The following is a 21,446-nucleotide window of genomic DNA, read 5'->3' as shown; positions in this document are numbered from 1 at the left end:
CGCAACGTGGGATTCCGGGGCCGGGCCGCACGGCGGCGTCTTGCCCCGCGGTTCGTTTAGCCGACGAACGCCTTTTCGACGACGTAATGGCCCGGCTCGTTGTTGCTGCCTTCCTTGAAGCCGAGGCCGTCGAGCAGTTCGCGCGTGTCGCGCAGCATATGCGGGCTGCCGCACAGCATGACGCGGTCGTTCTCGATCGAGAACGGCGGCACGTTCAGGTCCTCGAACAGCTTCTTCGTATCGATGAGTTCGGTGATCCGGCCGCGGTTGTGGAACGTCTCGCGCGTGACCGTCGGGTAGTAGACGAGCTTTTCCCGCACGAGTTCGCCGATGTCCTCGTGGGCCGGCAAGTGTTCGGTGATGTATTCCTTGTATGCGAGCTCGTCCACGAAACGGCAGGTGTGCGTCAGCACGACCTTCTCGTAGCGGTCGTACACGCCCGGATCCTTGATGATCGACATGAACGGCGCGAGGCCCGTACCCGTCGAGAGCAGCCATAGCGTCTTGCCCGGCAGCAGGTTGTCGGCCATCAGCGTGCCCGTCGGCTTTTTGCCGATCAGCACTTGGTCGCCCACCTTCAAGTGTTGCAGGCGCGAGGTGAGCGGACCGTCGGGCACCTTGATGCTGAGGAATTCGAGATTTTCTTCGTAGTTCGCGCTCGCCATGCTATAGGCGCGAATCAGGGGCTTGCCGTCCACTTCCAGCCCGACCATCGTGAATTGCCCGTTTTCAAAGCGAAACGACGCGTCACGGGTGCAGGTGAAGCTGAACAGCGTGTCGGTCCAGTGATGGACGGAGAGGACGGTTTGCGGGTTCAGGTTGCTCATGGCTACATGAAAGGGCGAAGGGGTGGCACCAAAGCGCTCGGCACACGAACGCTCCGGCCGGCGGGGGCTAGGCTAGGGCGAAGGGCTGTCGCGGGCTGCGTCTGACGACGCTGAAAACCCGGCATTTTACCGCGCTTGCGACGCGCCGGTGACTTGTGGGGTTTTTGCGCCTCGATCCGGGATCGATCGAGGCATCCTTCAGGGCGATGCGCAAGCGCTGCGCGGGACTGCCGCGGCTCAGCGTTCGGCGACGAGTTTCGCGCCGAGCCCGACGAGCGCCGCGCCGCAAAACGCGTCGATCGGGCGGCGCAGCTTACGGTAGCCGCGCTGGGTGCGCTCCGTGGCGAACATGAACGCCATGCCGCAGTACCAACTGGCCGAGAGCGAACCGACCGTCGCGAACACGGCGCCGTAAAACCACATCGGCGGGTGCTTCGGGAACATCGCCGCGAACACGCTCGTCCAGAACGCGCACGATTTCGGGTTCGTCGCGCAAGTGACGAAGCCCGAGCGGTACGCGCGCAGCCATGCGGCCGCATCATGCGCAACGGGCTGCGCCGCCCGCGCGGAAGCGGTTGGGGCGAGGTCGCGGCGGGCGCTCGAGCGCAGCAGCTTGAGCCCGAAGTAAATCAGATACAGCGCGCCGGCCACGCGCACGCCCGTATCGATCCATTCCAAGCGCTGCAGCACGGCCGACAAACCGAGCATGGCGAGCGTCACCCAGAGCATGGAGGCCGTGCATACGCCGAGCGCGGAAGCCGCGCCCAATCCGCGCCGGCCGGCCAGCGACAACTGGGTCACCATAAAGAAATTCGGCCCCGGGCTCGCCGCCGCGACGAAATAGATGACGGCGATTTGGGCAAGGATCGGTAGGTAGTGCATCGCGTTGGCGCCCGTGGCGAAAGCGTCAAATCTAACGCAACTTCGCCGCTCAGTCCTGCAATTGAAGTCGAGCGATATAGGGCAAGTGGTCGGAAAGCCACGCCGTCTCTTGCGTGGGCGGCACGCAGGCGATCGGCTGCATGCCGCGCACGAACATCTTATCGAGCGCGAGCGCCGGCGAAAACGCCGGAAACGTGCGGGCAGGCTGCCCCAGGAGCGTCGCCACCTCCACGAGCCCGTGTTCGCCGAAGATCGGTACCGAGTCGTTGCGCCAATCGTTGAAGTCGCCGGCGAGCACGAGCGGCCCGTCCGGCGCCTCGCGCGCGATCCAATGAGCGATCCAATTCATCTGGCGCATGCGGGCCGAGCGCGTGAGCGCGAGGTGGGCGCATAGCAGCGTGACCGAGCGGCCCGCGAAGGCCGCGCGCGCCACGAGCAAACCGCGCCGCTCGAACCGGTGCGCCGAGATATCCCAGCGCCCGCCGAGATCGAGCGGATGCGGGGAAAGGATCGCATTGCCATGCCGCCAAGACGGCTTGAACACATTCGGACCGAGTGCGATGTCGAGGTCGAGCGCATGTGCAATCTCAGTGGCCTGGCACTCCCAGACATCGGCAAGCGGCTCGTGCACAGGCGCGCCGAAGCTCGTGGCCAGCACCGGACCCGGCATACGCCGCGCCATGGCTTCTTGCAGAAAGTAGACGTCGGCGTGCGTCGATTCGACCCAGCGCTGCATCGCCTTCCATGCCGTAAAGCCGAGCGGCGAGCGGCCTTTGTGCAGGTTCCAGCTCACCGCGATGAACTCTTTCTTATGCGGCCTTGCCGCCGTCAATTCTTCGGGGTTTCGCATGCAGCGTCGTTTCCGCTTCGTTGCAACCGTTAATGAGACGTGACGCTCGCATGCACGCGATAGACGAGCGCCGGATTCTTGTCGATCAACGTCCAATCGGCCGCTTGGCCGATTGGAACCAAGAGACCGGGGTGGCTCGCATTCACGCGCCGTGGCTGCGGCGGCAGCTTGCAGCCTTCGGGGGTCGTGGGTGCCGCGTCGTCTTCGATCGTTTCGTCGGCATCGACGGCGAGCGTCACCCCGCCGGGATCGGCGGCGATCGGCGAAACCGATACCGTTCGTGCAAGATCGATGCCGCCCGCGGGGTTGTCCTTGCATCCGACGCGATGTTGCATCGGGTGATGGTGCGTATCGCTGAATGTCTGCCCGACCATCGTCGTGGCTTCGAACGTATCGATCGGCTGCCCGTCGCGCAAAACGTCGAGTTTCCAACTGACGGCCGTGGGAGTGTCGTCGACCGGGCCGGCGGCGGGCGCGGACGAGGCCGCGTCCGCCGCGGCCGCCGCCTGGTTTGCGGCCAAGGCGCTTGCCAGCACAAGCGCCGCGAACGTGCCCGATATCCGGGCCAGGCGGCCGGCGAAGCCGGCGGCAATGCGGGTGGAACGCGTCATCGAACCCTTCTCCTTCGCGCGAAAACGGAGGCTGCCGCGCGAAACGACAAGCGTCCATCTTACGCCTTTCGATATGGCCGACGCACGAACGGTGCCGAGGCGCCGGTGCCGGCCGCTGGCGCGCCGCCGTCGCCCGCGCCGCTACGTTATTAGCAGCACGTTCGTCTCGCTGCTCGCTTTTCGCATGGAAATTGCTTGGCTACACTGAAATCGCAAAGTAGCGAACGATGCGCCGCCCGAGGCCGGACGCATGGCAACACCATGGGGTCGGGGCGCGCTCGGAGAGCACATGCGCTTGGCAATGGCATGAGAGGTGAGCGATGACGACAGCCGTGGTGAAACAGGAAATCGCAGTGGCGTCCTTCAGCAAGCTGTACGACCTCGAACGGGTCGAGACGGCACTGAACGAATTGACCGAAGGCGCGAACGAGGCGCTGCGCACGACCTACGAAAAAATGCTGAAGGTGGGCAATATGCGGTTCTGCGTGAAGCCGAACCGCATGCCCGCGATCGATGCCCTCATCGAGGCGCTGCCCAATTTCGCCGATCCGCTCGAGGACGTGCGCCGGCAGATGGCGCTTTGCGTCGAAACCGAAGACCGGCTCGAGCTGATGCCGATTCTGTTGCTCGGCGATCCCGGCATCGGCAAGACGCATTTCGCCAAAGCGCTCGCGCGCTTGCTCGGCACCTCGCATCAGTACGTCGCGATGAGTTCGCTGACGGCGGGGTGGATTTTGTCGGGCGCTTCCTCGCAATGGAAGAACGCCAAGCCCGGCAAGGTCTTCGAAACGCTGGTGAACGGCAGCTATGCGAACCCCGTGATCGTCGTGGACGAGATCGACAAAGCGAGCGCGGATTCGCAATACGACCCGCTCGGCGCGCTATACGCGCTGCTCGAACACGAGACGGCGCAGGCGTTCATCGACGAGTTCGCCGAAGTGCCGATCAACGCGGGCCAAGTCATTTGGATCGCGACGGCCAACGACGAGCGCGCGATTCCCGAGCCCATCTTGAGCCGCATGAGCGTCTACGAAATCGCGCCGCCCGATCGCGACGGCGCGCGCCGTATCGCTCAGACGATCTACGATGAAGTCCGTACCGCGCACGGCTGGGGCCGGCGCTTTCCGGAGCGATTGGGCGACGATGCTCTCGAAGCGCTCTCGCGCGCGTCGCCGCGCGATATGCGCCGCGCCATCCTGCACGCGTTCGGCGAGGCCCGCATCGACGGCCGGGACGTCGTGCGCGCCGACGACATCCGCCCGGAACGCGGCGCGCGACGCCGGCCGATCGGGTTCTGAGACCCGTTTGTTTCGGCCGTTACGACGGCGCTTTGCTCCGCTCGCGGGTTGGGAACGCCGCCCGGCGTCGTACAATGATCCATGATCCTTACGTCTCGTTAAGCGCGACGATGCGAGCGCCGGACATGCCGGCGCTCGCGAAGCAGTCCCACCTGAGTTGGAAGCGGACGGAGAAGCGCGGCCGAACGGGCCGCGACCACAAAACATGGATGAGATCGAATGTGTAGTGATCGGCGCGGGCGTGGTCGGTCTAGCGATCGCGCGCTCGCTCGCCGAGCGGGGCCGCGAGGTGATCGTGCTCGAGGCGAGCGAAGCCATCGGCACCGGCACGAGTTCGCGCAATAGCGAAGTCATACATGCGGGGCTCTACTATCCGCGTGGCTCGTTGAAAGCGACGCTTTGCGTGCGCGGGCGCGAAATGCTCTATGAATATTGCGCCGCGCGCGGCGTGCCGCATCAGCGTTGCGGCAAGCTGTTGGTCGCGACCGCGCGCAATCAATTGCCGCAGCTTGCCGCCATCGAGGCGCGCGGCAAAGAGAACGGCGTGCTCGATCTGATCCGGCTATCGGGCGCCGACGCGCAGGAGCTCGAGCCGGCCCTGCAATGCGAGGCCGCGGTGTTCTCCCCGCAAACGGGTATCGTCGACAGCCATCAGTTGCTGCTCGCGTTGCAAGGGGACGCCGAACGCGCGGGCGGCGTCTGCGCATTTCATTCGCCCGTGGAATCGGTGGAGGCCAGAGCCGGCCGCTTCGTCGTCACGGTCGGCGGCGAATCGCCTACCGCGCTCTCGGCCGCCTGCGTCATCAACAGCGCCGGCTTGCACGCGAACGCACTGGCCCGCAAGATCCGCGGGCTCGATGCGCGGCACGTGCCGCCGCTTTATCTTGCGCGCGGCAACTATTTCAGCGTGTCGGGGCGCGCGCCGTTCTCGCGTCTCATCTATCCGATGCCGAACGAAGCGGGGCTCGGCGTGCATTTGACGATCGACCTCGGCGGCCAAGCGCGCTTCGGCCCCGACGTGGAATGGGTCGATACGATCAATTACGACGTCGATCCGCGCCGCGCCGATTCGTTCTACGCGGCCATTCGCGAGTATTGGCCCGCGCTGCCCGACGGTGCGCTCCAGCCGGCGTATGCGGGGATCCGGCCGAAGCTGTCGGGGCCGGGCGAAAGCGCCGCCGATTTCGTGATCCAAGGTCCCGCCGCACACGGCGTGCGGGGGCTCGTCAACTTGTTCGGCATCGAATCTCCGGGGTTGACCGCATCGCTCGCGATCGCGCAGCGCGTGTGCGAGCTCGCGGGCCGGGCATAAGGAGACGCAGGCGACGGACCGGTGCGTCCGCTTATCCGCGACATAGGGTCAAGCCCGGTGCGCTATCGGCGCTTCGTTGCTATGCTTGCCCACTGCTGCCGCGAGAAGCAGCGCACAGTAGGATCATATAAAGGAGAGTCCCCCATGAAGTCGTCCCGCCGTACGTTTTTGATCACGAGTCTGGGCGCTGTGTCCGCGCTCGCATTGGCTTCGCGCGAGGCGCTGGCCGATGCCCCGAAAGTCGCGGAAAACGATCCGACCGCCGTTGCGCTCGGCTATAAGTTGGATGCGTCCAAAGTCGACAAGGCGAAGTATCCGAAGTACGCCGCGGGCGAAACGTGCAGCAACTGCCAGTTCTTCCAAGGCAAACCCGCCGACGCATTCGCACCTTGTCCCATGTTCGGGGGCAAGCAAGTCGCCGGCAAGGGCTGGTGCAGCGCGTATTCGAAGAAGGCCTGATCGAGCGGCCGCCCAAGACCATGCTCGACTGCGGCGCGGCCAGTCAGCCGCGCCGATCGTTCGACGCTTACAAGTTAGACGAGAGAAACTCGAGCGTGCGTCCGTGCGCGAGCGCCGAGGCGTGCTGATCGTAGGCGGAACGATCCGAGCAATTGAAGCCGTGCCCCACGCCCGGATACTCGTGGAACTGCGCGTTCGCGCGGCCCGCGAAGCTTTGCCGCACTTGAGCGACGGCTGCTTGCGGGATCGACGAGTCATGCTCCGCATAATGAAACAGCATCGGCACGCGGACGTTGGGCGCCTCGTCGAGCTTGTTTTGAATCCCGCCGCCATAGTAGGCGACGGCGGCATCGACGGTGCCGCGCGCCGCCATCAAATAAGCGAGTTGACCGCCGAAGCAAAAGCCGACCGCGCCCACTTTGCCTGCGGTTTCTGGCAGCGCGCGCAGCGCCTTCGCGGCCGCGCCGAGATCGGCCGCCGCCTGGTTGGCATCGATATTCTTTAGCAGCGCGAGCGCCTTGTCGCGGTCGGCGCCTTCGTAACCTAGCTCCACGCGGCGCTCGGCGCGCCAGAAGATATCGGGGGCGAGCGCGACGTAGCCCGCCAGCGCATATTGTTCGGCGACCGAACGGATATGCGCGTTCACGCCGAAAATCTCCTGCACGATGATGACGCCCGGGCCTTTGCCCGCGCGCGGCAGCGCCAGGTAGCCGTCATAGCGCTCGCCTGCGCCGGCGTCGATCTCGATCCATCGCGTTGTCACACTCATCGAAAACCTCTCGTCTGGCAATTCGGTAGGGGCCGCCAGTTTCGCATCGATTCGCGAGCTTTGCTGGAGGCGTGTATAGCCAGCGTAAGCGGCGGCGCTTTCCCAACTCGTTCACCGAACGGAAACGAAACGATCTCGATAATTCATTTTTCGGACGCAAGGCGGCGGCGTACAGTGACCGCATCGTCGGCGCGCCGATCCGACTTGACGCCAGGAGACTTCAAATGAGCACGAGAGCATCGAACCGTTACGCCACGCCGTTCGCCGAACGTTTCGATTTGCGTCTACCGCTCGTACAGGCGCCGATGGTCGGCGCGACGACGCCCGCGCTCGTCATCGCCGCGAGCAACGCCGGGGCGCTCGGCAGCCTCGGCGCCGGCGCGATGACACCCGATAAGCTCACGGCCGAAGTGGCTGAGATCCGAGCCGGGACCTCGCGCCCGTTCGGCGTCAACTTGTTCGTGCTCGACGAGCATACGCCCGACGAAGCGACGGTACGTCGCGCGCTGAGTGCGATCGATCCGCTGCGCGCCGAACTGGGACTGCCGCCGGGCCGTGCCCTCGAGCGCTATGCGCACGCGTTTCGCGCGCAACTGGATCGGCTCGTCGAACTGCGCGTGCCCGTGGTCAGTTTTACTTTCGGCGTGCTCGATGCGGCCGACGTGGCGCGCCTGAAGGCGGCGGGCAGCTATGTGATCGGCTCGGCGACGCACGTTGCCGAGGGCCTCGCTTGGCGCGATGCGGGCGCCGATGCGGTCTGCGCGCAGGGCGCCGAGGCCGGCGGACACCGCGGCACCTTCATAGACGCGGGCAAGAATCCGCTGGTCGGGACGATGGCGCTGGTGCCGCAACTCGCCGATGCGCTCGACATCCCGGTTCTCGCGGCGGGCGGGATCATGGACGGCCGGGGCATAGCGGCCGCGCTCGCGCTCGGTGCGCAGGCGGCGCAACTCGGGACCGTGTTCTTGCCTTGCGCGGAAAGCGCGATTGCCGAGGACTGGCGCCGGCGGCTCCTCGCGAGCCGCGATACGTCCACTTCGGTGACACGGGCCATTACGGGACGCTACGCCCGCGGCATACGCAATACGTTGATGGATCGGCTCGAAGCCGAGCCTTCCCTGGTCGCGCCTTACCCCGTGCAAAACGCGCTGACTCAGGAGTTGCGCCAAACGGCGGCGAAGGCCGACCGCGGCGATTACCTCTCGCTGTGGTCGGGCCAGGGCGCGCCGCTTTTGCGGGGACGGCCCGAGCGCGCCGGCGCCGCCGAACTCGTCGATGCGCTCGATACCGAATGGCGAGCCGCGGTGAACGCCCTTTCGCGCATCGGCGCGATCGAATAAAGACACTACGGATCGCCTCGGTAAAGCCGCGTTGTTCGCTCGATCGAATGGCGTTTGTATGTTTTTGTTAAGCGTTTTTTTGATTCCGCTCAAGCGCTTAGCACACCATTTTTGCAATTGAACGCGGCACTGTTGCGTCGCCGCCGCACTGCCGACTGCTCCAAAACCCGCATGCCTAGTGGGTTTGCGGGCGGTCGCGCCCATTCCCGCAAGCCTTTTTCGCTGCGCGCGCTATTAGTAGTCTTCCCACTTTCTCAAAAATATCCCCAACTTTAATTTGTTGCCCTACACTTGCGCGCAGCACGCAGGCAAGGCTTGTCACGAACTCGCCGGCCGGGGTGCACCAACAAGTGCATGACGATGCATCCGACGTAATTGCCCCTTCGACACAACAAGAGGGAAGGCGGGGATTCGGGCGATCACGTCGTTTTTGGGACCGAAACCGGAGACTTACATGAATATCAAGATGCAAAAACTGTTGCCGATCACCGCGGCTGCAATGTTGTTCGCGACGATGGCAACGGGTGCCGCGGCAGACGAGACCGTCAAGATCGGTCACGTTGCGCCGTTGACGGGCCAAATCGCTCACCTCGGCAAGGACAACGAAAACGGCGCTCGTCTGGCTGTCGAAGAAATCAACAAGAAGGGTCTCGTGATCGGCGGCCAAAAGGTCACGCTGCAACTGGACGCGCAAGACGACGCGGCCGACCCGCGTACGGCTACGCAAGTTGCGCAGAAGCTCGTCGACGACAAGGTCGTCGCCGTGGTTGGCCACTTGAACTCCGGTACGTCGATTCCGGCTTCGAAGATCTATAGCGATGCGGGCATCGTGCAGATCTCGCCGTCGGCGACGAACCCCCAATACACGCTGCAAGGCTTCAAGACGACGTTCCGCGTCGTGGCGACGGATGCGCAGCAAGGTCCCGCTCTCGCAAACTACGCAGCGAAGGATTTGAAGCTGAAGAAGGTCGCGATCGTCGACGACGCCACGGCCTACGGTCAAGGTTTGGCGAACGAATTCGAGAAGACGGCGAAGTCGCTCGGCATGCAAGTGCTCTCGCATGACGCGACGAACGACAAGGCTGTCGACTTCCGCGCGATTCTGACGAAGATCAAGGGCGAAGGCGCCGACGCGATCATGTACGGCGGCATGGACGCCACGGGCGGCCCGTTCGCCAAGCAAGCGAAGCAACTGGGCATCAAGGCGAAGGTCCTGGCGGGCGACGGCGTGTGTACCGACCAGCTCGCGCAGTTGGCCGGCGACGCGACCGACAACGTCGTGTGCTCGGAAGCGGGCCGCTCGCTCGAGAAGATGGGCAAGGCCGGCGAAGAGTTCCAAGCCAAGTACAAGGCCCGTTTCGGCGTGCCGATCCAGATCTACGCGCCGTTCACGTATGACGCGATCTACATCATCGTCGACGCGATGAAGCGCGCGAACTCGACCGATGCGGCGAAGATCCTCGCGGCAATGCCGTCGACGGATTACAAGGGCATCATCGGCGAGACGACGTTCGACGAGCACGGCGATCTGAAGCACGGCGTGATCTCGCTGTACCACTACGTGACCGGCAAGAAGACGCTGCTGAACGAAGTGAAGATGTAATCGACGCGAGCCTTCCCGATCGACGCCGCGCGACCGTATCGACGGTTAGCGCGGCCTGTAACGGAAGCATCGACGGGCGTGCATGCCAAACGCGTGCGCGCCTGTCGTTTTTTTGTGCGGGCGCTTTGCCGCGCTGCCGCTTAGACGCCGAGCCGCTTCAGCACGCGCGGGCCGATGACGGCGACGAGCGCGGCGCATAGCGCGACGACCGAGAGACCGATCGAGAGGTTGGTGGCTTGCGCCACGCCGCCGATGAGCACGGGCCCAAACAACAGGCCGACGTAGGCGATGCTCGCGACATGGGCGAGACCTTCCGCCGCGTGGATACCCTTGACGCGCATGGCCGCGGCGAACAGCACCGGCATCATGTTCGCGAGGCCGAGCCCCATCATGGCGAAGCCGGCAAGCGCGGTGATCGAGAACGGCAGCACCAGCGCGCCGACCATTCCGGCAAAAGCCAGCGACGCGCTGACGAATACCAGTTGAACAGCGCCGAAGCGCGCTCGAATCGCGTCGCCGGCGAAGCGTCCGGCCGCCATCGCGCCCGTAAAGGCCGCATAGCCGGCACTGGCGAAAGCGGGCGTCGAGTGCACGATATCGCGCATATAGACGGCGGCCCAGTCGTACATCGCGCCTTCGGCGATCAAGGCGATCAGCGCGACGGCGCCCAGGGCCCACAACACGGGCGAGCGCCAGCGGCTCGAACGCGTGCCGCCATGATGGCTCTCGGTGTGGGGCACGTGAGGCAGCACGACGGGGCAGGCCACGGCGAGCACGCCGGCGCAAACGAGTCCCGCCAACAGCATATGCACGGCGCTCGGCACCCCGTGACCCAAAGCCACCCCGCCGACCGCGGCGCCGATCATGCCGCCGATGCTGAACATGCCGTGCAGCGACGACATGATGGGGCGGCCCAGCGCCTCCTCGACCGCGCTGGCTTCGGCGTTCATCGCGACGTCCATCGTCGCCATGCCCGCGCCGAACGCCGCGAGCACGGGTAACATCAGCGCATAGGACGGTGCGACCAAGATCAGCGCCATACTGACCGACATCACGAGCCCGCCGACGAGACACGCTTTGCGCGTGCCGGCGCGCGCGATCCATTTAGCATTGCCCACCGTGGCCGCGATCGAACCGCCCGTCAGAACGAATAGCGCGAGCGAGAGCGCGGCCGGCTGGAGATCGAACTTGTCGCGCACCGTGGGGACGTGCACGCCCCACGAGGCGTACGCCATTCCCGCAATGAAAAAGAGCGCCATCGTGGCGTAGCGCGCGCGTTCGCGCGCGGCCGGAGCGAGGTGACGATGCACGGGGGATGCGGACGAGGAAGTGGTTTGAGACACTTGTGCCAGGCTGAAAAAAGGGCAGCAGCACACGAAAATCCGGGCATCCGGATCCGTGCGCAAACGCTACGATGAATGAGAATCGTCGATTCTAACGGACGCCTTTACATCTCGCTGACAGCTCATATCCGCCCCAAATGGGGCACGACACCATGAACCTATCCGCACATGCACCGCTGCATTTATTGCACCGTAAGCCCACGGGCGCGCTGGCGACGCACGCGCGCGAACCGCTCGGCTATCCGTATCCGACCGCGTTGCCGTTCGCGCCCGATGCTCGACATCGGCCGGTGGTGCTCGTGAGCCGTTTGGCCGAGCATTCGCGCAATCTCGAAGCCGACGCGCGAGCCGGTTTTCTCGTGGTGGACACGCCGCCGAACGACGACATACTCAGCGGCGAGCGTTTGACTTTACTGGGCCGTTTCATTCCCGGCGGACTCGAACCGCCGCTCGTCCGGCGTTACTTGCGCTATCACCCGGACGCCGAACGTTATCTCGCGCTGGGCGATTTTTCGTTTCGCGTGCTCGAAATCGAGCGAATGCGATACATCGGCGGATTCGGCGCAATGGGCTGGCTCGACGCCGAGGAACTCGACCCGCTCGAGCCTTTAACCGATGAAGACGAAACCGCCCTGATCGAATACTTCGATCGGCATGTGAGCCGTCCGGGGCTCGTCCGTTTGGCGGGCGTCGATCGCCACGGCGCCGATTTGAAAGTGGACGGCGAGCGCCGGCGCTATGCGTTCGATTCCCCGAAAGCCGATATGGCCGCGCTGGAACAGGCACTGGCGCGCTGCATCGCGGATCACGCCGATTAGCTCGCTTGTGAGGCTTAATAGGGAAAATGCGGATGCGGCCGGGAAAACACGCCGTAATCGCCTCGAAACCCGCGCCGGTGCGTGATCCTATCATTTCATGAAAGGTTTTTTGGCTCCATGCGGAATCGGTCTCATAATCTGAAAGTTATCAGGACGTTCAGTTCGCGATGCAGTGGAAATATGAGATGGAAGTTGCAATGGGTAAATTGAGATCGACTCGCAGATGACGAATGAGTGAAACAATTCAATGAAGTAATTTTAAGCGGATGGGCTTTTCGGGCTTTTCGTCCGCTTGTCTTTTGTGCTAATCTCGCTTCCGAAATATCCGAGGCACCCAGCATTGAGGTGGCTAAACCGGCATCAGACCGGCGCCATTTACTGAAACCACAAGGGAACATATGTCTTCTTACAAGGAACTTCTCGCCCAACGAGAGAAGCTGGAGAAGCAGATCGAAGAGGCGAAGGCACGTGAATACGCCGAAGTGCTGAACGAGATCAAACAGAAAATGGCTGACTACGGCATTACGCTCGCGGAACTGGGCGGCGGCCGTGGCAAGCACGCCAAGGCTGGCCGTCCGCGCGCCGGCGTTGCACCCAAATACCGTGATCCGGCAAGCGGCAATACCTGGTCGGGCCGTGGCAAGCCGCCCCGGTGGATTGCCGGTCAGGACCGCGATCAGTTCCTGATTCAAAAGTAATAGGCCTATCGGCATAGCAGTGGGCGCGTCTGCGCTATTGCGTGCGGCGGCCTAAATGAGAACCGCGTAACCCATTGGGGTGCGCGGTTTTTATTCGTCTAACGAATCCTTTCATTCACCTGGACAATCGATTCGAGAGTGGGCCGATAAAGCCTGTGTTCGACGCGGGGGCGAGACGCGAACAAGAATACGTCGCGTTCTCATAACCTCCTGATTGAAAAGGAAAAATCGATAAGACTGTCACAGCGCGGCCGCGCTGCGCGCGATACAATCGGCCCGTAAACACTCAAGCCGTTCAGCGCAACCGATGCACACTCACGCCCCCACAGAACTCCGCTCCGGAGAAAAACAAGCCGTCGCGCGTAAAAGCACGTTCGCGAGCGTCGTCGTCAATATCGTCCTAATGACCTTGCAGGTGGCGATAGGATTTTTCGCGCATTCGCAGGCGTTGATCGCCGATGGGATTCATTCGCTGGCCGATCTGATTTCGGACTTCATCGTGCTCATCGCCAATCGCGCGAGTGCCGAGAAACCCGACGCCGACCACAACTACGGCCATGCCCGTTATGAGACAGTGGCTTCGCTGTTTCTCGGCGCTCTGCTCGTGACGGTCGGGATCGGCATGCTTTGGCGCGCGGGCACGAGGCTGGCCGATTTGGAGAATATTCCGGCCGTCCATGTGAGCGCCTTGGTCGTCGCGGTGCTGGTGCTCGTGTGTAAGGAAGCGTTGTTCCGCTACATGCTGCGGCAAGCCGAGCGCGTGCGTTCTGCGATGCTGATCGCGAACGCGTGGCACGCCCGATCGGATGCGGCGTCCTCGCTCGTCGTTGCCGTCGGTATCGTGGGCAGCTTGTTCGGCGTGCGGCTGCTGGACCCGATCGCGGCCGCGATCGTCGGCTTCCTCGTGGCGAGGATGGGCTGGGTGTTCGGCTGGGATGCGCTGCAAGACCTCTCCGACAGAGCGCTCGACGAAGCTGCGACGGGCGATATCCGCAAGTTGCTGATGGCCACGCCCGGCGTGCTCGACGTGCATGAACTGCGTACGCGCAAGACCGGCGATCTAGCGCTCGTCGATGCGCATATCCTGGTCGATCCGCTGATTTCCGTCTCCGAAGGGCATTACATCGCCGAGTCGGCGCGCGCGCGGGTCATGACCGACAAGCGCGTGCTCGACGCATTGATTCACGTCGATCCCGAAAACGACGCCGTCGCCCATCCACCGACGCGCCTGCCCGCGCGCGCCACGGTGGCCTCGCTCGTCGATGCGGAGCTGGCGAAGTACGGGTTGCGCGCCTCGGCTTTGAATGTGCATTACCTGAGCACGGGGCTCGACTTGGACATCACGCTGGCGGCGGATGCGTTAAGCGATCGCGAACATGATGCGAATCTGGCGCAACGGCTCGATCTCAGCGTATTGAAATCGAAATTGGGGGCGCGCAAGGTGACGCTTCAGCGCGAGATCGGTACCGCGAAGGCGAGCGTGCCGGGACACGCATGACCGGTGCGCGGCGCGATTAGCCGCTCGAGCTAGATATCAAAGCGGGAGTTGCGTGTCGAACTTCACTTCACGCAATACGACGCTCGTCCGTACCTGCGCAACGGCCGGGATTTTGAAGATGCGATCGTGCAAGAAGGCGTCGTAGGCTTTGATATCGGGCGCCACGATCTTGAGGATGTAATCCGCTTCGCCCGTGGTGCTGTAGCACTCCGTCACTTCCGGGCAGGTGGAGATTTCCCGCTCGAATTGTTCGACGCCGCCTTCCGTGTGCCGCGTCAAGTGGATGTGGGCCAGTGCGCAGACGTGCAGCCCCAGTTTTTCGCGATCGAGCAGCGCTGTGTAGCGCTGAATGATGCCCGACTGCTCCATGTCTTTGATGCGTCGCCAACAAGGCGTGCTCGACAGCCCGACTTGATCGGAAATCTCCTGCACCGAACGTCGCGCATCGAGCTGCAAGAGGCGCAGGATTCTTTGGGAAAACGTGTCGAGCGCCATCCGCGCCTCCATTACGACAGCCACTGCGTCCGATATTAGTGGCGGAAGAAACAAAAGGCAATCGAATGGCGGATAAGCGAGGGATTTTCCCTAATTTGGCGGGCTCTCAGCGTCGTTTTGACCTAAGCCCTTGGCGGCCACTTCGGCATCGCGCGTTTTCGATTCGGCCACCGCGGCCGACGCTTGCTGAAGCACGCGTAAGTCTTTGAGCATGTTACAAAAAAGAGCGCCTTGCTCGATCGCGTCGTCGAGCGCGACATGGGTATGCGGATGGTCGTCGAACCAGTGCTTCGGCATGCGCGGCTTGATGCATTTGCGATAGGGCAGACCCGTCATCGCAAAGGCGAGCGTTTTGATGTCGAGGGCCGACCACGAGAACGGACAACGCCCCGTGAAGCGCATCATGTACCAGAACATGAAAGAGAAATCGAAGCCCGCCGGCATGCCGACGAAGACGGGCTTGCCCGGCAGTGCCTCGACCCACTCGACGTAGGCGACGAGTGCTTCCTCGGGGCGCCGCAGGTCCGAGCGGCAGGCGGCCCATGCTTCGGGCTGCGTTTTCCACCAGGCTTCTTGGACCGGGTGCGCTTGGGCGCCGGGCAGCGTTTCGAGATTGGCCGAGAACGTCGCGATCAACTGCTTGTCCTCGGTATAGGCAGCCGACGCGAAGCTCAGCATCGAATGGGGACCGGGAATCGGGCCGTCGGCCTCGATATCCGTGCTGACGTAGATTTCCGAGCTCACGCGCTGACTCCATCCGCAACGTACGGATTCGTGCGCCGCTCCTCGCCGAACGTCGAGGTGGGGCCGTGGCCGGGGACGAACGTGATGTCGTCTCCGAGCGGCCAGAGCTTCGTGCGAATCGAGCGAATCAGATCGCCGTGGTTGCCGCGCGGGAAATCGGTGCGCCCGATCGAGCCCGCGAACAAGACGTCGCCCACGAACGCGATCCGATGCTTGTCGCTGACAAAGACGACGTGGCCCGGCGTATGACCGGGGCAGTGATAGACATCCATTGTTTCCTCGCCGAATTGGACCGTGTCGCCGTCGTCGAGCCAGCGGTCGGGCTCGAACGCTTGTGCCGCCGGGAAACCGAAGCGCACGCTTTGATCGGGCAGTTGCTCGATCCAGAATCGCTCGTCGCGCTGCGGACCCTCGATCGGTACGCCGTAGCGGGTGGCGAGCGTTTTGGCGCCGGCGCAGTGATCGACGTGGCCGTGCGTGAGGAGGATTTTTTCGACCGTTGCGCCGTTTTCCGCCACGGCGCGCTCGATCACTTCGAGATCGCCGCCTGGGTCGACGATGGCCGCCCGCTGGGTAGCCTCGCAGATGATGAGCGAGCAGTTCTGCTGGAACGGCGTGACGGGGATGAGGAAGACCTTCATGGCGACGAGCCCGGACGGCAAAAAGGAAGATGGTACCAGCCGCCCGAGCCCGGCGTTGCTTGGCCTGATGGCTAGTACGCGATGCGCATTGTTGCAGTCATAGGCAGAATCAATCGGCGAAGGAGAGGGCCGGGCTGGATTGCTCGATCTTTCTGCTATAATGCCTCTGCTTTCGCGCGAGGTGAGCTCGCGCAGCTCTACCGGCGATCTGGCCCTTGCGTTGAACTTACGCCTGCCGATCGCAGTCAATTGAAGTCCGAAGCTGCGGTGTACGCGGCTTCACATCTGTGTCGACGAAGTTCGATGCACACGTCTTGCCCAGCCAGGCGCCGCGCGCCTGATACGGCCTCCGGCCGTTGCGTTGGGCAGGCCTACGCCGCCGTTCCTCGTGCCCTTGGGCGCGCAAGAACGTGGTTGCCATGTTCGATGGCGGCGTGTGGGGTCTGGTCAAGCTGAAGGGGACAGCCGCGCCAGACGTGAATACCAACCGGGCTGAACGCGGTCGTATCCGGCCGCAGCCGAGTGCCTTATTGCGACCCGTGCTTTGAGCACAGGTGGCGTCTTGCACTCGATCGCCCGAGCCGCATGCGCAGCGAAACGTTTGTTGCATCGGCTCGACAGATTGGCAAAACGTCATATGAAACATCGATTTCGTCGATCGCTGGGGTTCCTTTTTGTCTTCGGCGCCTTCACGGGTTGCGCGATGCAGCCGACTACGCAAACCGGGAGCGCAACGCGCGTTCCCGCCGTCGCCCAGGGCGCGAACGCGCCGGTCGCGTTCGGTGCCGGTTCCGCGCTGCCTGGCGCCGGCGACAAGTCCAAGTCGCTGGCGGATGCCAAGCCGCTCGACGACGGCACGCCCGACGTGTCCGATTTCAAGCAGGTCGGCCGCGCATCGTGGTACGGCGGCCGCTTTGCCGGCCGTCGCACGGCCAGCGGCGAGCGGTACAACATGCACGCGCTGACGGCCGCGCACAAGACGTTGCCGCTCGCCTCGTATGTGCGCGTGACGAATATGTCGAACAACAAGGCCGTCGTCGTGAAGATCAACGACCGCGGTCCTTATGTGCGCGGGCGGGTGATCGATTTGTCGTACGCGGCCGCGAAGCTGCTCGGCTTGCAGCATGCGGGTACCGCGCGCGTGCAGATCGAAGGATTGACGCAGGAACAAGCGCGTGCCGAGCGCGCGGAAATGCTGGCGAGCAACAATGCCACGTCGAAGGATGACGGCAACTGAGCCGAGCTTGGCTTAGCGGCTGAGCCGGATCACAGCGATCCGGCCATGAACGGCGCCTCCCAGGGCGCCGTTTTCGTATCGGTGAGGATATTCAGGAGTGCTAACTACTGTGGATCGATGAGACTCTATCCGGTCTCTCGTCCTCGCGAGCCTGCTCTCTCTGGTTTAACTTTCCCGCTTCGATAACTCCAGCGCTCTTGTATAGAGCGTATTGCGAGATGCGCCGGTGATAGCGGCGGCAAGCCGGGCGGCGGCACTGACAGACACTTCCTCGAGCAACATCGCCAGTAGCGCGTCGTGCGCCGCTTCGTCTTGCTGCGCCTCGCGGGGCGCGCCTTGCACGACCAGTACGAACTCCCCGCGTTGCCGATTCGGATCCGCCGCGAGCCACGTTGGCCCTTCGGCCAGGGTGCAACGATGAATCGCCTCATGTAGCTTCGTCAGTTCGCGTGCGATCAGCAACTGGCGCTCGCCGCCGAGTGTGTCGGCGAGTGCTTGCACGGTTTCGACGATTCGATGCGGCGCCTCGTAAAAGACCATCGCGAATGGGTGCGCGACTAGCGTTTGCAAGTGGGCCGCGCGCTGCTTGACTTTGGTCGGCAAGAAACCGAGGAACGAGAATTCGCCGACGAAATCGCCGGCAGCGGAAATGGCCGTCGTGACGGCGCTCGCGCCGGGTAGCGGAACGACGGCCAAGCCTGCATGGCGCACGGCGTCGACGAGTTTGGCGCCGGGGTCCGATATGCCGGGCGTGCCCGCATCGGACACGTAGGCGACGCGTTCACCGGCGCGCAGGCAATCGACGATCCGTTCGGCCGCTTCTCGTTCGTTGTGCTCGTGCACGGCGACGAGGGGCTTGGAGATGCCGTACAGCGCGAGTAGTTGGCCCGTGTTGCGCGTGTCCTCCGCCGCGATCCGATCGACGAGGCCGAGCACGTGCAGCGCGCGCAAGGTGATATCGGCGGCATTGCCGACCGGCGTCGCAATGACATACAGCGTGGCGGACGGGTACTGCTGCCGCTGCGCGAGATCGAGGAGGTTGGACATGAAGCGAGAGACGCGAACGAGCGAGGGAAGGCCGTCATTGTGCCACGCGCGGCGTGATGCGACGGCTGGGGCAGCGCGGCCAACGCGGGGTAGTCGACCGGTGGACAACTTTTCCGGACGGCGCGAGTCGAAACGCGTTGGGGCCGCGTTCGAAGAGCAGGCCTTGGCGTTTTTGCGTCGGCAACGCATGCGACTCGTCGCGCGCAACGTGACGTGCCGTGGCGGAGAGATCGATCTGGTGATGCGCGATGCCGACGGCGTGCTGGTTTTCGTGGAAGTGCGTGCGCGAGCCGGCAGCCGTTACGGCGGCGCGGCAGCGAGTATCGGCTTGCATAAGCGGCAGCGGATTTTGTTTGCCGCGCGGTACTTTTTGTCGGTGAGGGGCTCCGCCGTGGGGCCGTGCCGGTTCGACGCCGTGGTATTCGAGGGGCGGCGGCTGATTTGGCTGCGCGATGCTTTTAGAGAGGACGATGGCTGAAACGTACGGATGGGACGGGGGAGTGCGTTAAACTTGCGCGCTGACGAAACGGCCGCGGATAGGCGGGGCCGGTAGAGCAGGGAAACGATGTCAGTCGAACGAATTCAACAGCATTTTCGCGAAAGCGCGGCATTGAAACTCGAGGCGCTCGATGCCCTTTCCATGCCGATCGCGGCGGCCATCGATACGATGTTCGGCGCGCTTGCGAACGGCAACCGTATCTTCACGTGCGGCAACGGTGCGAGCGCGGCCGACGCGCAGCGCCTTGCGGCCCAGCTTACGGCCGGGTTCGAGCGCGAGCGGCCGAGCTTGCCCGCGATCGCGCTGACGGCCGATTCCACGGTGCTGACGGCGCTGAGTGCGGGCGGCGGGTTTGATTCCGTCTACGCCAAGCAGCTTCGCGCGTTGGGGCACGCCGGCGATGTGTTGATCGTGATCGCCTCGACGGGCGATGCGGCCAACTTGCTCGAAGTTATCGGCGAGGCGCATGAACGCGAGATGTTCGTGATTGCGCTGACGGGGAACGGCGGCGGCAAGGTGGGCGAAGCGCTCGTTGATACCGATATCCAGATTTGCGTGCCGTCGCAGCGGGCGGCGCGCGTTCATGAAGTGCACTTGTTGGCCATTCACTGCTTGTGCGACGGCATCGATGCCATGTTGCTCGGGGAAGATTGACTTCGAAGGGGAGTTCGTTGATGAGGGCAAATCGCGTCATGAAGACGCTTGTGCGAAGCACGCTGGCGGCGGCGACCGCGGCAGCATTGATCACGTCGTTGCAAGGGTGTGTGCTGGCGGTGGCCGGCGCGGCGGGCGGCGGTGCGCTGATGGCGACCGATCGACGCACGCTCGGCACGCAAACGGCCGACCGCGAAATCCAAGTGAAGGCGTACTCGCAGATTGCCAACCAGCTTGGGAATACGTCGCATGTGGATGTGACGGTGTTTAACCGGCGGGCGCTGTTGACGGGCGAGGTGCCGACCGATGCGGCCAAGCAGCAGGCGGAGCAAATCACTCGCGGTGTGGGCGATGTCGAGGCGATCATCAACGAGTTGAAGGTCGGGCCGATGACGGAGTTTTCGGATCGGGCTAATGACTCTTATCTCGTTACGCGTGTTAAGACGATGCTTATTGCCGAGAAGGGGATTTCGGCGAATGACTTCAAGGTCGTTGGTGAGGCTGGGAATATTTATTTGATGGGGCTCGTGACGGAGCATGAGGGGAACCTCGGGGCGGCTGTCGCGGCGAATGTTCCCGGCGTGAAGAGTGTCGTGAAAGTGTTCCAGTACGTGCAGCCGGAGCAGGCGCAGGCTGTTTCGGCGACGGCGTCGCAGGCGGCTAGCGCGCCGAGTTCGGCGCAGTCGGCGGATGCTCAGGCTACGGTTGGGGCGGTGCCTGTCGGCGGTGGGGTTACTGAGAAGCCGCTGGATTCGCAGACGCCCGCGCCTGTCAGTAATTCGACGCAGGTGCATCCCGGTAGTAGCGGGCAGGTGAAGTGATGACGGCTTGGCGGCGGGGTGTGGCGGCGGTTGTTTTTGCTGCGGGGGTTGTTGGTGCTGGTGGGTGGTCGAGTAGCGTCTTGGCTGCTTCGTCTTCGCCCGCCGGGTTCGAAATCGCTAAGCAGAATGCCTGCTTAGGATGCCATGCCGTCGATCGGAAACTCGTCGGGCCCGGGTTTCGGGACATCGCCAGTAAGTACAAAGGCGATGGCCAGGCGCAAGCCCGGCTGGAAAAGAAGGTCAAAGACGGTGGGTCCGGAGTCTGGGGCGTCATTCCCATGCCCTCCCACCCCAGGATGAGCGATGCCGATATTCATACCGTCGTCGCCTGGGTGCTCGCCGGCGCCGCAACCACAAGCGCCGCTAAGTAGCCGCAACCGTTAGGGATTTTCATGAGGATAGGGGCTTGTCAAACCCTAGATTCCCGTGACAGAATTGCAGCTTCGTTGGGGCGGTAGCTCAGCTGGGAGAGCGTCGCGTTCGCAATGCGAAGGTCGGGAGTTCGATCCTCCTCCGCTCCACCAATGGATTCAAGGGCTTGGCCGATGGGCTAGGCCCTTTTCATTTTGTAGATTCGATTTATTGCGCCAAGTTTGTGCCACTCGGGCTGCCGGAACCGTGGGCATAACATCAGAGGAGCGGTAGATGGCATCTATCGCCAGTCGTCGAGGGCACCGTCAGTGGCAGGCCCGTGTTCGACGCAAGGGCTACCCTGTCCAAATCAAAACGTTCAACAAGCGAGCGGAAGCCGAGGCCTGGGCTCGGCAGATCGAGTCCGAGATCGACCGCAGTGTCTTCGTCAGCCGAGCAGAGGTTGAGTCGACGACGCTTATCGAAGCGCTCGTCGGTCGCTACGAACTCGGGATCGCCTCGAGAAAGAAAGGGGTCGATCCAAGAAGCTTCCGCTCTACGTACGTGGAAGACGATGCGCGCCGGCCATGCTCTTTACTTTCCCCGTCAAATGCCGAGATGTCGCGCAGTGGTTCGCCTCACTCTACGC

At 63.5% G+C, this 21,446-nt stretch carries 23 protein-coding genes and 1 tRNA gene; 14 read left to right on the top strand and 10 right to left on the bottom strand.

The features are described 5' to 3' along the window. Positions 1–56: 56 nt before the first annotated feature. From DXT59_RS18230 to DXT59_RS18215, 4 genes are all read right to left on the bottom strand, one after another. Positions 57–827: a ferredoxin--NADP reductase gene (locus DXT59_RS18230; RefSeq protein ID WP_116138259.1), complete on the bottom strand. Its 771-nt coding sequence runs from the start codon at positions 825–827 to the stop codon at positions 57–59. 237 nt (positions 828–1,064) lie between these two features. Next, positions 1,065–1,709 carry a LysE family translocator gene (locus tag DXT59_RS18225; RefSeq protein ID WP_116138258.1) on the bottom strand — a complete coding sequence of 215 codons (645 nt, stop codon included), beginning with the start codon at positions 1,707–1,709 and terminating at the stop codon, positions 1,065–1,067. Positions 1,710–1,758: 49 nt separating this feature from the next. After that, positions 1,759–2,559: an endonuclease/exonuclease/phosphatase family protein gene (locus DXT59_RS18220; RefSeq protein ID WP_116138257.1), complete on the bottom strand. Its 801-nt coding sequence runs from the start codon at positions 2,557–2,559 to the stop codon at positions 1,759–1,761. Between the two features lie 29 nt (positions 2,560–2,588). Next, positions 2,589–3,170 (bottom strand): hypothetical protein, encoded by a 582-nt coding sequence (locus DXT59_RS18215; protein ID WP_116138256.1) that lies wholly within the window; start codon positions 3,168–3,170, stop codon positions 2,589–2,591. A gap of 320 nt (positions 3,171–3,490) precedes the next feature. Here DXT59_RS18215 and DXT59_RS18210 point away from each other — a divergent pair, with 320 nt between their 5' ends. From DXT59_RS18210 to DXT59_RS18200, 3 genes are all read left to right on the top strand, one after another. After that, positions 3,491–4,468 carry an AAA family ATPase gene (locus DXT59_RS18210; protein WP_116138255.1) on the top strand — a complete coding sequence of 326 codons (978 nt, stop codon included), beginning with the start codon at positions 3,491–3,493 and terminating at the stop codon, positions 4,466–4,468. A gap of 205 nt (positions 4,469–4,673) precedes the next feature. Further along, entirely contained in the window at positions 4,674–5,780 is a 1,107-nt protein-coding gene (locus tag DXT59_RS18205; RefSeq protein WP_116138254.1) for an NAD(P)/FAD-dependent oxidoreductase, read from the top strand. A gap of 144 nt (positions 5,781–5,924) precedes the next feature. Then, positions 5,925–6,239 carry a high-potential iron-sulfur protein gene (locus DXT59_RS18200; protein ID WP_116138253.1) on the top strand — a complete coding sequence of 105 codons (315 nt, stop codon included), beginning with the start codon at positions 5,925–5,927 and terminating at the stop codon, positions 6,237–6,239. Between the two features lie 67 nt (positions 6,240–6,306). Here the strand turns inward: DXT59_RS18200 and DXT59_RS18195 are convergent, their stop codons facing one another. After that, positions 6,307–7,002, bottom strand: a complete 696-nt coding sequence (locus DXT59_RS18195; protein ID WP_205417448.1) for a dienelactone hydrolase family protein — start codon at positions 7,000–7,002, stop codon at positions 6,307–6,309. 230 nt (positions 7,003–7,232) lie between these two features. On the opposite strand from DXT59_RS18195, the gene DXT59_RS18190 reads away from it, so the two are divergent. Further along, entirely contained in the window at positions 7,233–8,348 is a 1,116-nt protein-coding gene (locus DXT59_RS18190; RefSeq protein WP_116138281.1) for an NAD(P)H-dependent flavin oxidoreductase, read from the top strand. Positions 8,349–8,802: 454 nt separating this feature from the next. Further along, on the top strand, positions 8,803–9,951 hold the full coding sequence (locus DXT59_RS18185; RefSeq protein WP_116138251.1) for a branched-chain amino acid ABC transporter substrate-binding protein: 1,149 nt from the start codon (positions 8,803–8,805) through the stop codon (positions 9,949–9,951). Between the two features lie 140 nt (positions 9,952–10,091). On the opposite strand, the gene DXT59_RS18180 is transcribed toward DXT59_RS18185, so the two are convergent. Beyond that, entirely contained in the window at positions 10,092–11,210 is a 1,119-nt protein-coding gene (locus tag DXT59_RS18180; protein WP_116138280.1) for an MFS transporter, read from the bottom strand. Between the two features lie 236 nt (positions 11,211–11,446). Between DXT59_RS18180 and DXT59_RS18175 the strand changes: the two genes are divergently transcribed. From DXT59_RS18175 to DXT59_RS18165, 3 genes are all read left to right on the top strand, one after another. Beyond that, positions 11,447–12,112: a HugZ family pyridoxamine 5'-phosphate oxidase gene (locus DXT59_RS18175; RefSeq protein ID WP_116138279.1), complete on the top strand. Its 666-nt coding sequence runs from the start codon at positions 11,447–11,449 to the stop codon at positions 12,110–12,112. A gap of 398 nt (positions 12,113–12,510) precedes the next feature. After that, on the top strand, positions 12,511–12,810 hold the full coding sequence (locus DXT59_RS18170; RefSeq protein ID WP_116138250.1) for an H-NS histone family protein: 300 nt from the start codon (positions 12,511–12,513) through the stop codon (positions 12,808–12,810). A gap of 307 nt (positions 12,811–13,117) precedes the next feature. Next, positions 13,118–14,308, top strand: coding sequence for a cation diffusion facilitator family transporter (locus tag DXT59_RS18165; protein ID WP_116138249.1), 1,191 nt, complete (start codon positions 13,118–13,120; stop codon positions 14,306–14,308). Between the two features lie 36 nt (positions 14,309–14,344). On the opposite strand, the gene DXT59_RS18160 is transcribed toward DXT59_RS18165, so the two are convergent. From DXT59_RS18160 to DXT59_RS18150, 3 genes are all read right to left on the bottom strand, one after another. Beyond that, the gene (locus DXT59_RS18160) at positions 14,345–14,803 is read right to left on the bottom strand and encodes an Lrp/AsnC family transcriptional regulator (protein ID WP_102644038.1); all 459 of its coding nucleotides are present in this window, start codon (positions 14,801–14,803) and stop codon (positions 14,345–14,347) included. Between the two features lie 90 nt (positions 14,804–14,893). Further along, positions 14,894–15,547, bottom strand: a complete 654-nt coding sequence (locus DXT59_RS18155; RefSeq protein WP_116138248.1) for a 3'-5' exonuclease family protein — start codon at positions 15,545–15,547, stop codon at positions 14,894–14,896. Continuing rightward, the gene (locus tag DXT59_RS18150; protein ID WP_116138247.1) at positions 15,544–16,188 is read right to left on the bottom strand and encodes an MBL fold metallo-hydrolase; all 645 of its coding nucleotides are present in this window, start codon (positions 16,186–16,188) and stop codon (positions 15,544–15,546) included. The genes DXT59_RS18155 and DXT59_RS18150 overlap by 4 nt, the downstream gene beginning before the upstream one ends. Before the next feature lie 637 nt (positions 16,189–16,825). Here DXT59_RS18150 and DXT59_RS18145 point away from each other — a divergent pair. Continuing rightward, a complete protein-coding gene (locus DXT59_RS18145) occupies positions 16,826–17,425 on the top strand; it encodes a septal ring lytic transglycosylase RlpA family protein (RefSeq protein WP_116138246.1) in 600 nt (199 codons plus the stop codon). A gap of 165 nt (positions 17,426–17,590) precedes the next feature. On the opposite strand, the gene rsmI is transcribed toward DXT59_RS18145, so the two are convergent. Next, complete coding sequence (rsmI, locus tag DXT59_RS18140) at positions 17,591–18,472, bottom strand: 16S rRNA (cytidine(1402)-2'-O)-methyltransferase (RefSeq protein WP_116138245.1); 882 nt, start codon at positions 18,470–18,472, stop codon at positions 17,591–17,593. Between the two features lie 37 nt (positions 18,473–18,509). Between rsmI and DXT59_RS18135 the strand changes: the two genes are divergently transcribed. From DXT59_RS18135 to DXT59_RS18115, 5 genes are all read left to right on the top strand, one after another. Beyond that, the gene (locus DXT59_RS18135) at positions 18,510–18,950 is read left to right on the top strand and encodes a YraN family protein (protein WP_162878133.1); all 441 of its coding nucleotides are present in this window, start codon (positions 18,510–18,512) and stop codon (positions 18,948–18,950) included. An 87-nt stretch (positions 18,951–19,037) separates the two neighbouring features. Next, entirely contained in the window at positions 19,038–19,625 is a 588-nt protein-coding gene (locus DXT59_RS18130) for an SIS domain-containing protein (protein ID WP_116138243.1), read from the top strand. Positions 19,626–19,645: 20 nt separating this feature from the next. Further along, complete coding sequence (locus DXT59_RS18125; protein ID WP_116138242.1) at positions 19,646–20,446, top strand: BON domain-containing protein; 801 nt, start codon at positions 19,646–19,648, stop codon at positions 20,444–20,446. Then, the gene (locus DXT59_RS18120) at positions 20,446–20,817 is read left to right on the top strand and encodes a c-type cytochrome (RefSeq protein ID WP_116138278.1); all 372 of its coding nucleotides are present in this window, start codon (positions 20,446–20,448) and stop codon (positions 20,815–20,817) included. Before DXT59_RS18125 ends, DXT59_RS18120 begins: the two co-directional genes overlap by 1 nt. Positions 20,818–20,894: 77 nt before the next feature. Then, positions 20,895–20,970 (top strand) — tRNA-Ala (locus tag DXT59_RS18115). Positions 20,971–21,446: the final 476 nt, after the last annotated feature.

Source organism: Trinickia diaoshuihuensis, from assembly GCF_003390925.1.
In the GTDB taxonomy this organism is placed as follows: Bacteria; Pseudomonadota; Gammaproteobacteria; order Burkholderiales; family Burkholderiaceae; genus Trinickia; species Trinickia diaoshuihuensis.
This window is presented reverse-complemented; position numbering and strand designations above follow the sequence as displayed.

Excerpts from the sequence above, each read along its gene's own strand:
- DXT59_RS18230 (WP_116138259.1), bottom strand. The coding sequence starts at position 827 with ATGAGCAACCTGAACCCGCAAACCGTCCTCTCCGTCCATCACTGGACC.
- DXT59_RS18225 (WP_116138258.1), bottom strand. The coding sequence starts at position 1,709 with ATGCACTACCTACCGATCCTTGCCCAAATCGCCGTCATCTATTTCGTC.
- DXT59_RS18220 (WP_116138257.1), bottom strand. The coding sequence starts at position 2,559 with ATGCGAAACCCCGAAGAATTGACGGCGGCAAGGCCGCATAAGAAAGAG.
- DXT59_RS18215 (WP_116138256.1), bottom strand. The coding sequence starts at position 3,170 with ATGACGCGTTCCACCCGCATTGCCGCCGGCTTCGCCGGCCGCCTGGCC.
- DXT59_RS18210 (WP_116138255.1), top strand. The coding sequence starts at position 3,491 with ATGACGACAGCCGTGGTGAAACAGGAAATCGCAGTGGCGTCCTTCAGC.
- DXT59_RS18205 (WP_116138254.1), top strand. The coding sequence starts at position 4,674 with ATGGATGAGATCGAATGTGTAGTGATCGGCGCGGGCGTGGTCGGTCTA.
- DXT59_RS18200 (WP_116138253.1), top strand. The coding sequence starts at position 5,925 with ATGAAGTCGTCCCGCCGTACGTTTTTGATCACGAGTCTGGGCGCTGTG.
- DXT59_RS18190 (WP_116138281.1), top strand. The coding sequence starts at position 7,233 with ATGAGCACGAGAGCATCGAACCGTTACGCCACGCCGTTCGCCGAACGT.
- DXT59_RS18185 (WP_116138251.1), top strand. The coding sequence starts at position 8,803 with ATGAATATCAAGATGCAAAAACTGTTGCCGATCACCGCGGCTGCAATG.
- DXT59_RS18180 (WP_116138280.1), bottom strand. The coding sequence starts at position 11,210 with ATGGCGCTCTTTTTCATTGCGGGAATGGCGTACGCCTCGTGGGGCGTG.
- DXT59_RS18175 (WP_116138279.1), top strand. The coding sequence starts at position 11,447 with ATGAACCTATCCGCACATGCACCGCTGCATTTATTGCACCGTAAGCCC.
- DXT59_RS18170 (WP_116138250.1), top strand. The coding sequence starts at position 12,511 with ATGTCTTCTTACAAGGAACTTCTCGCCCAACGAGAGAAGCTGGAGAAG.
- DXT59_RS18165 (WP_116138249.1), top strand. The coding sequence starts at position 13,118 with ATGCACACTCACGCCCCCACAGAACTCCGCTCCGGAGAAAAACAAGCC.
- DXT59_RS18160 (WP_102644038.1), bottom strand. The coding sequence starts at position 14,803 with ATGGCGCTCGACACGTTTTCCCAAAGAATCCTGCGCCTCTTGCAGCTC.
- DXT59_RS18150 (WP_116138247.1), bottom strand. The coding sequence starts at position 16,188 with ATGAAGGTCTTCCTCATCCCCGTCACGCCGTTCCAGCAGAACTGCTCG.
- DXT59_RS18145 (WP_116138246.1), top strand. The coding sequence starts at position 16,826 with ATGAAACATCGATTTCGTCGATCGCTGGGGTTCCTTTTTGTCTTCGGC.
- rsmI (WP_116138245.1), bottom strand. The coding sequence starts at position 18,472 with ATGTCCAACCTCCTCGATCTCGCGCAGCGGCAGCAGTACCCGTCCGCC.
- DXT59_RS18130 (WP_116138243.1), top strand. The coding sequence starts at position 19,038 with ATGTCAGTCGAACGAATTCAACAGCATTTTCGCGAAAGCGCGGCATTG.
- DXT59_RS18125 (WP_116138242.1), top strand. The coding sequence starts at position 19,646 with ATGAGGGCAAATCGCGTCATGAAGACGCTTGTGCGAAGCACGCTGGCG.
- DXT59_RS18120 (WP_116138278.1), top strand. The coding sequence starts at position 20,446 with ATGACGGCTTGGCGGCGGGGTGTGGCGGCGGTTGTTTTTGCTGCGGGG.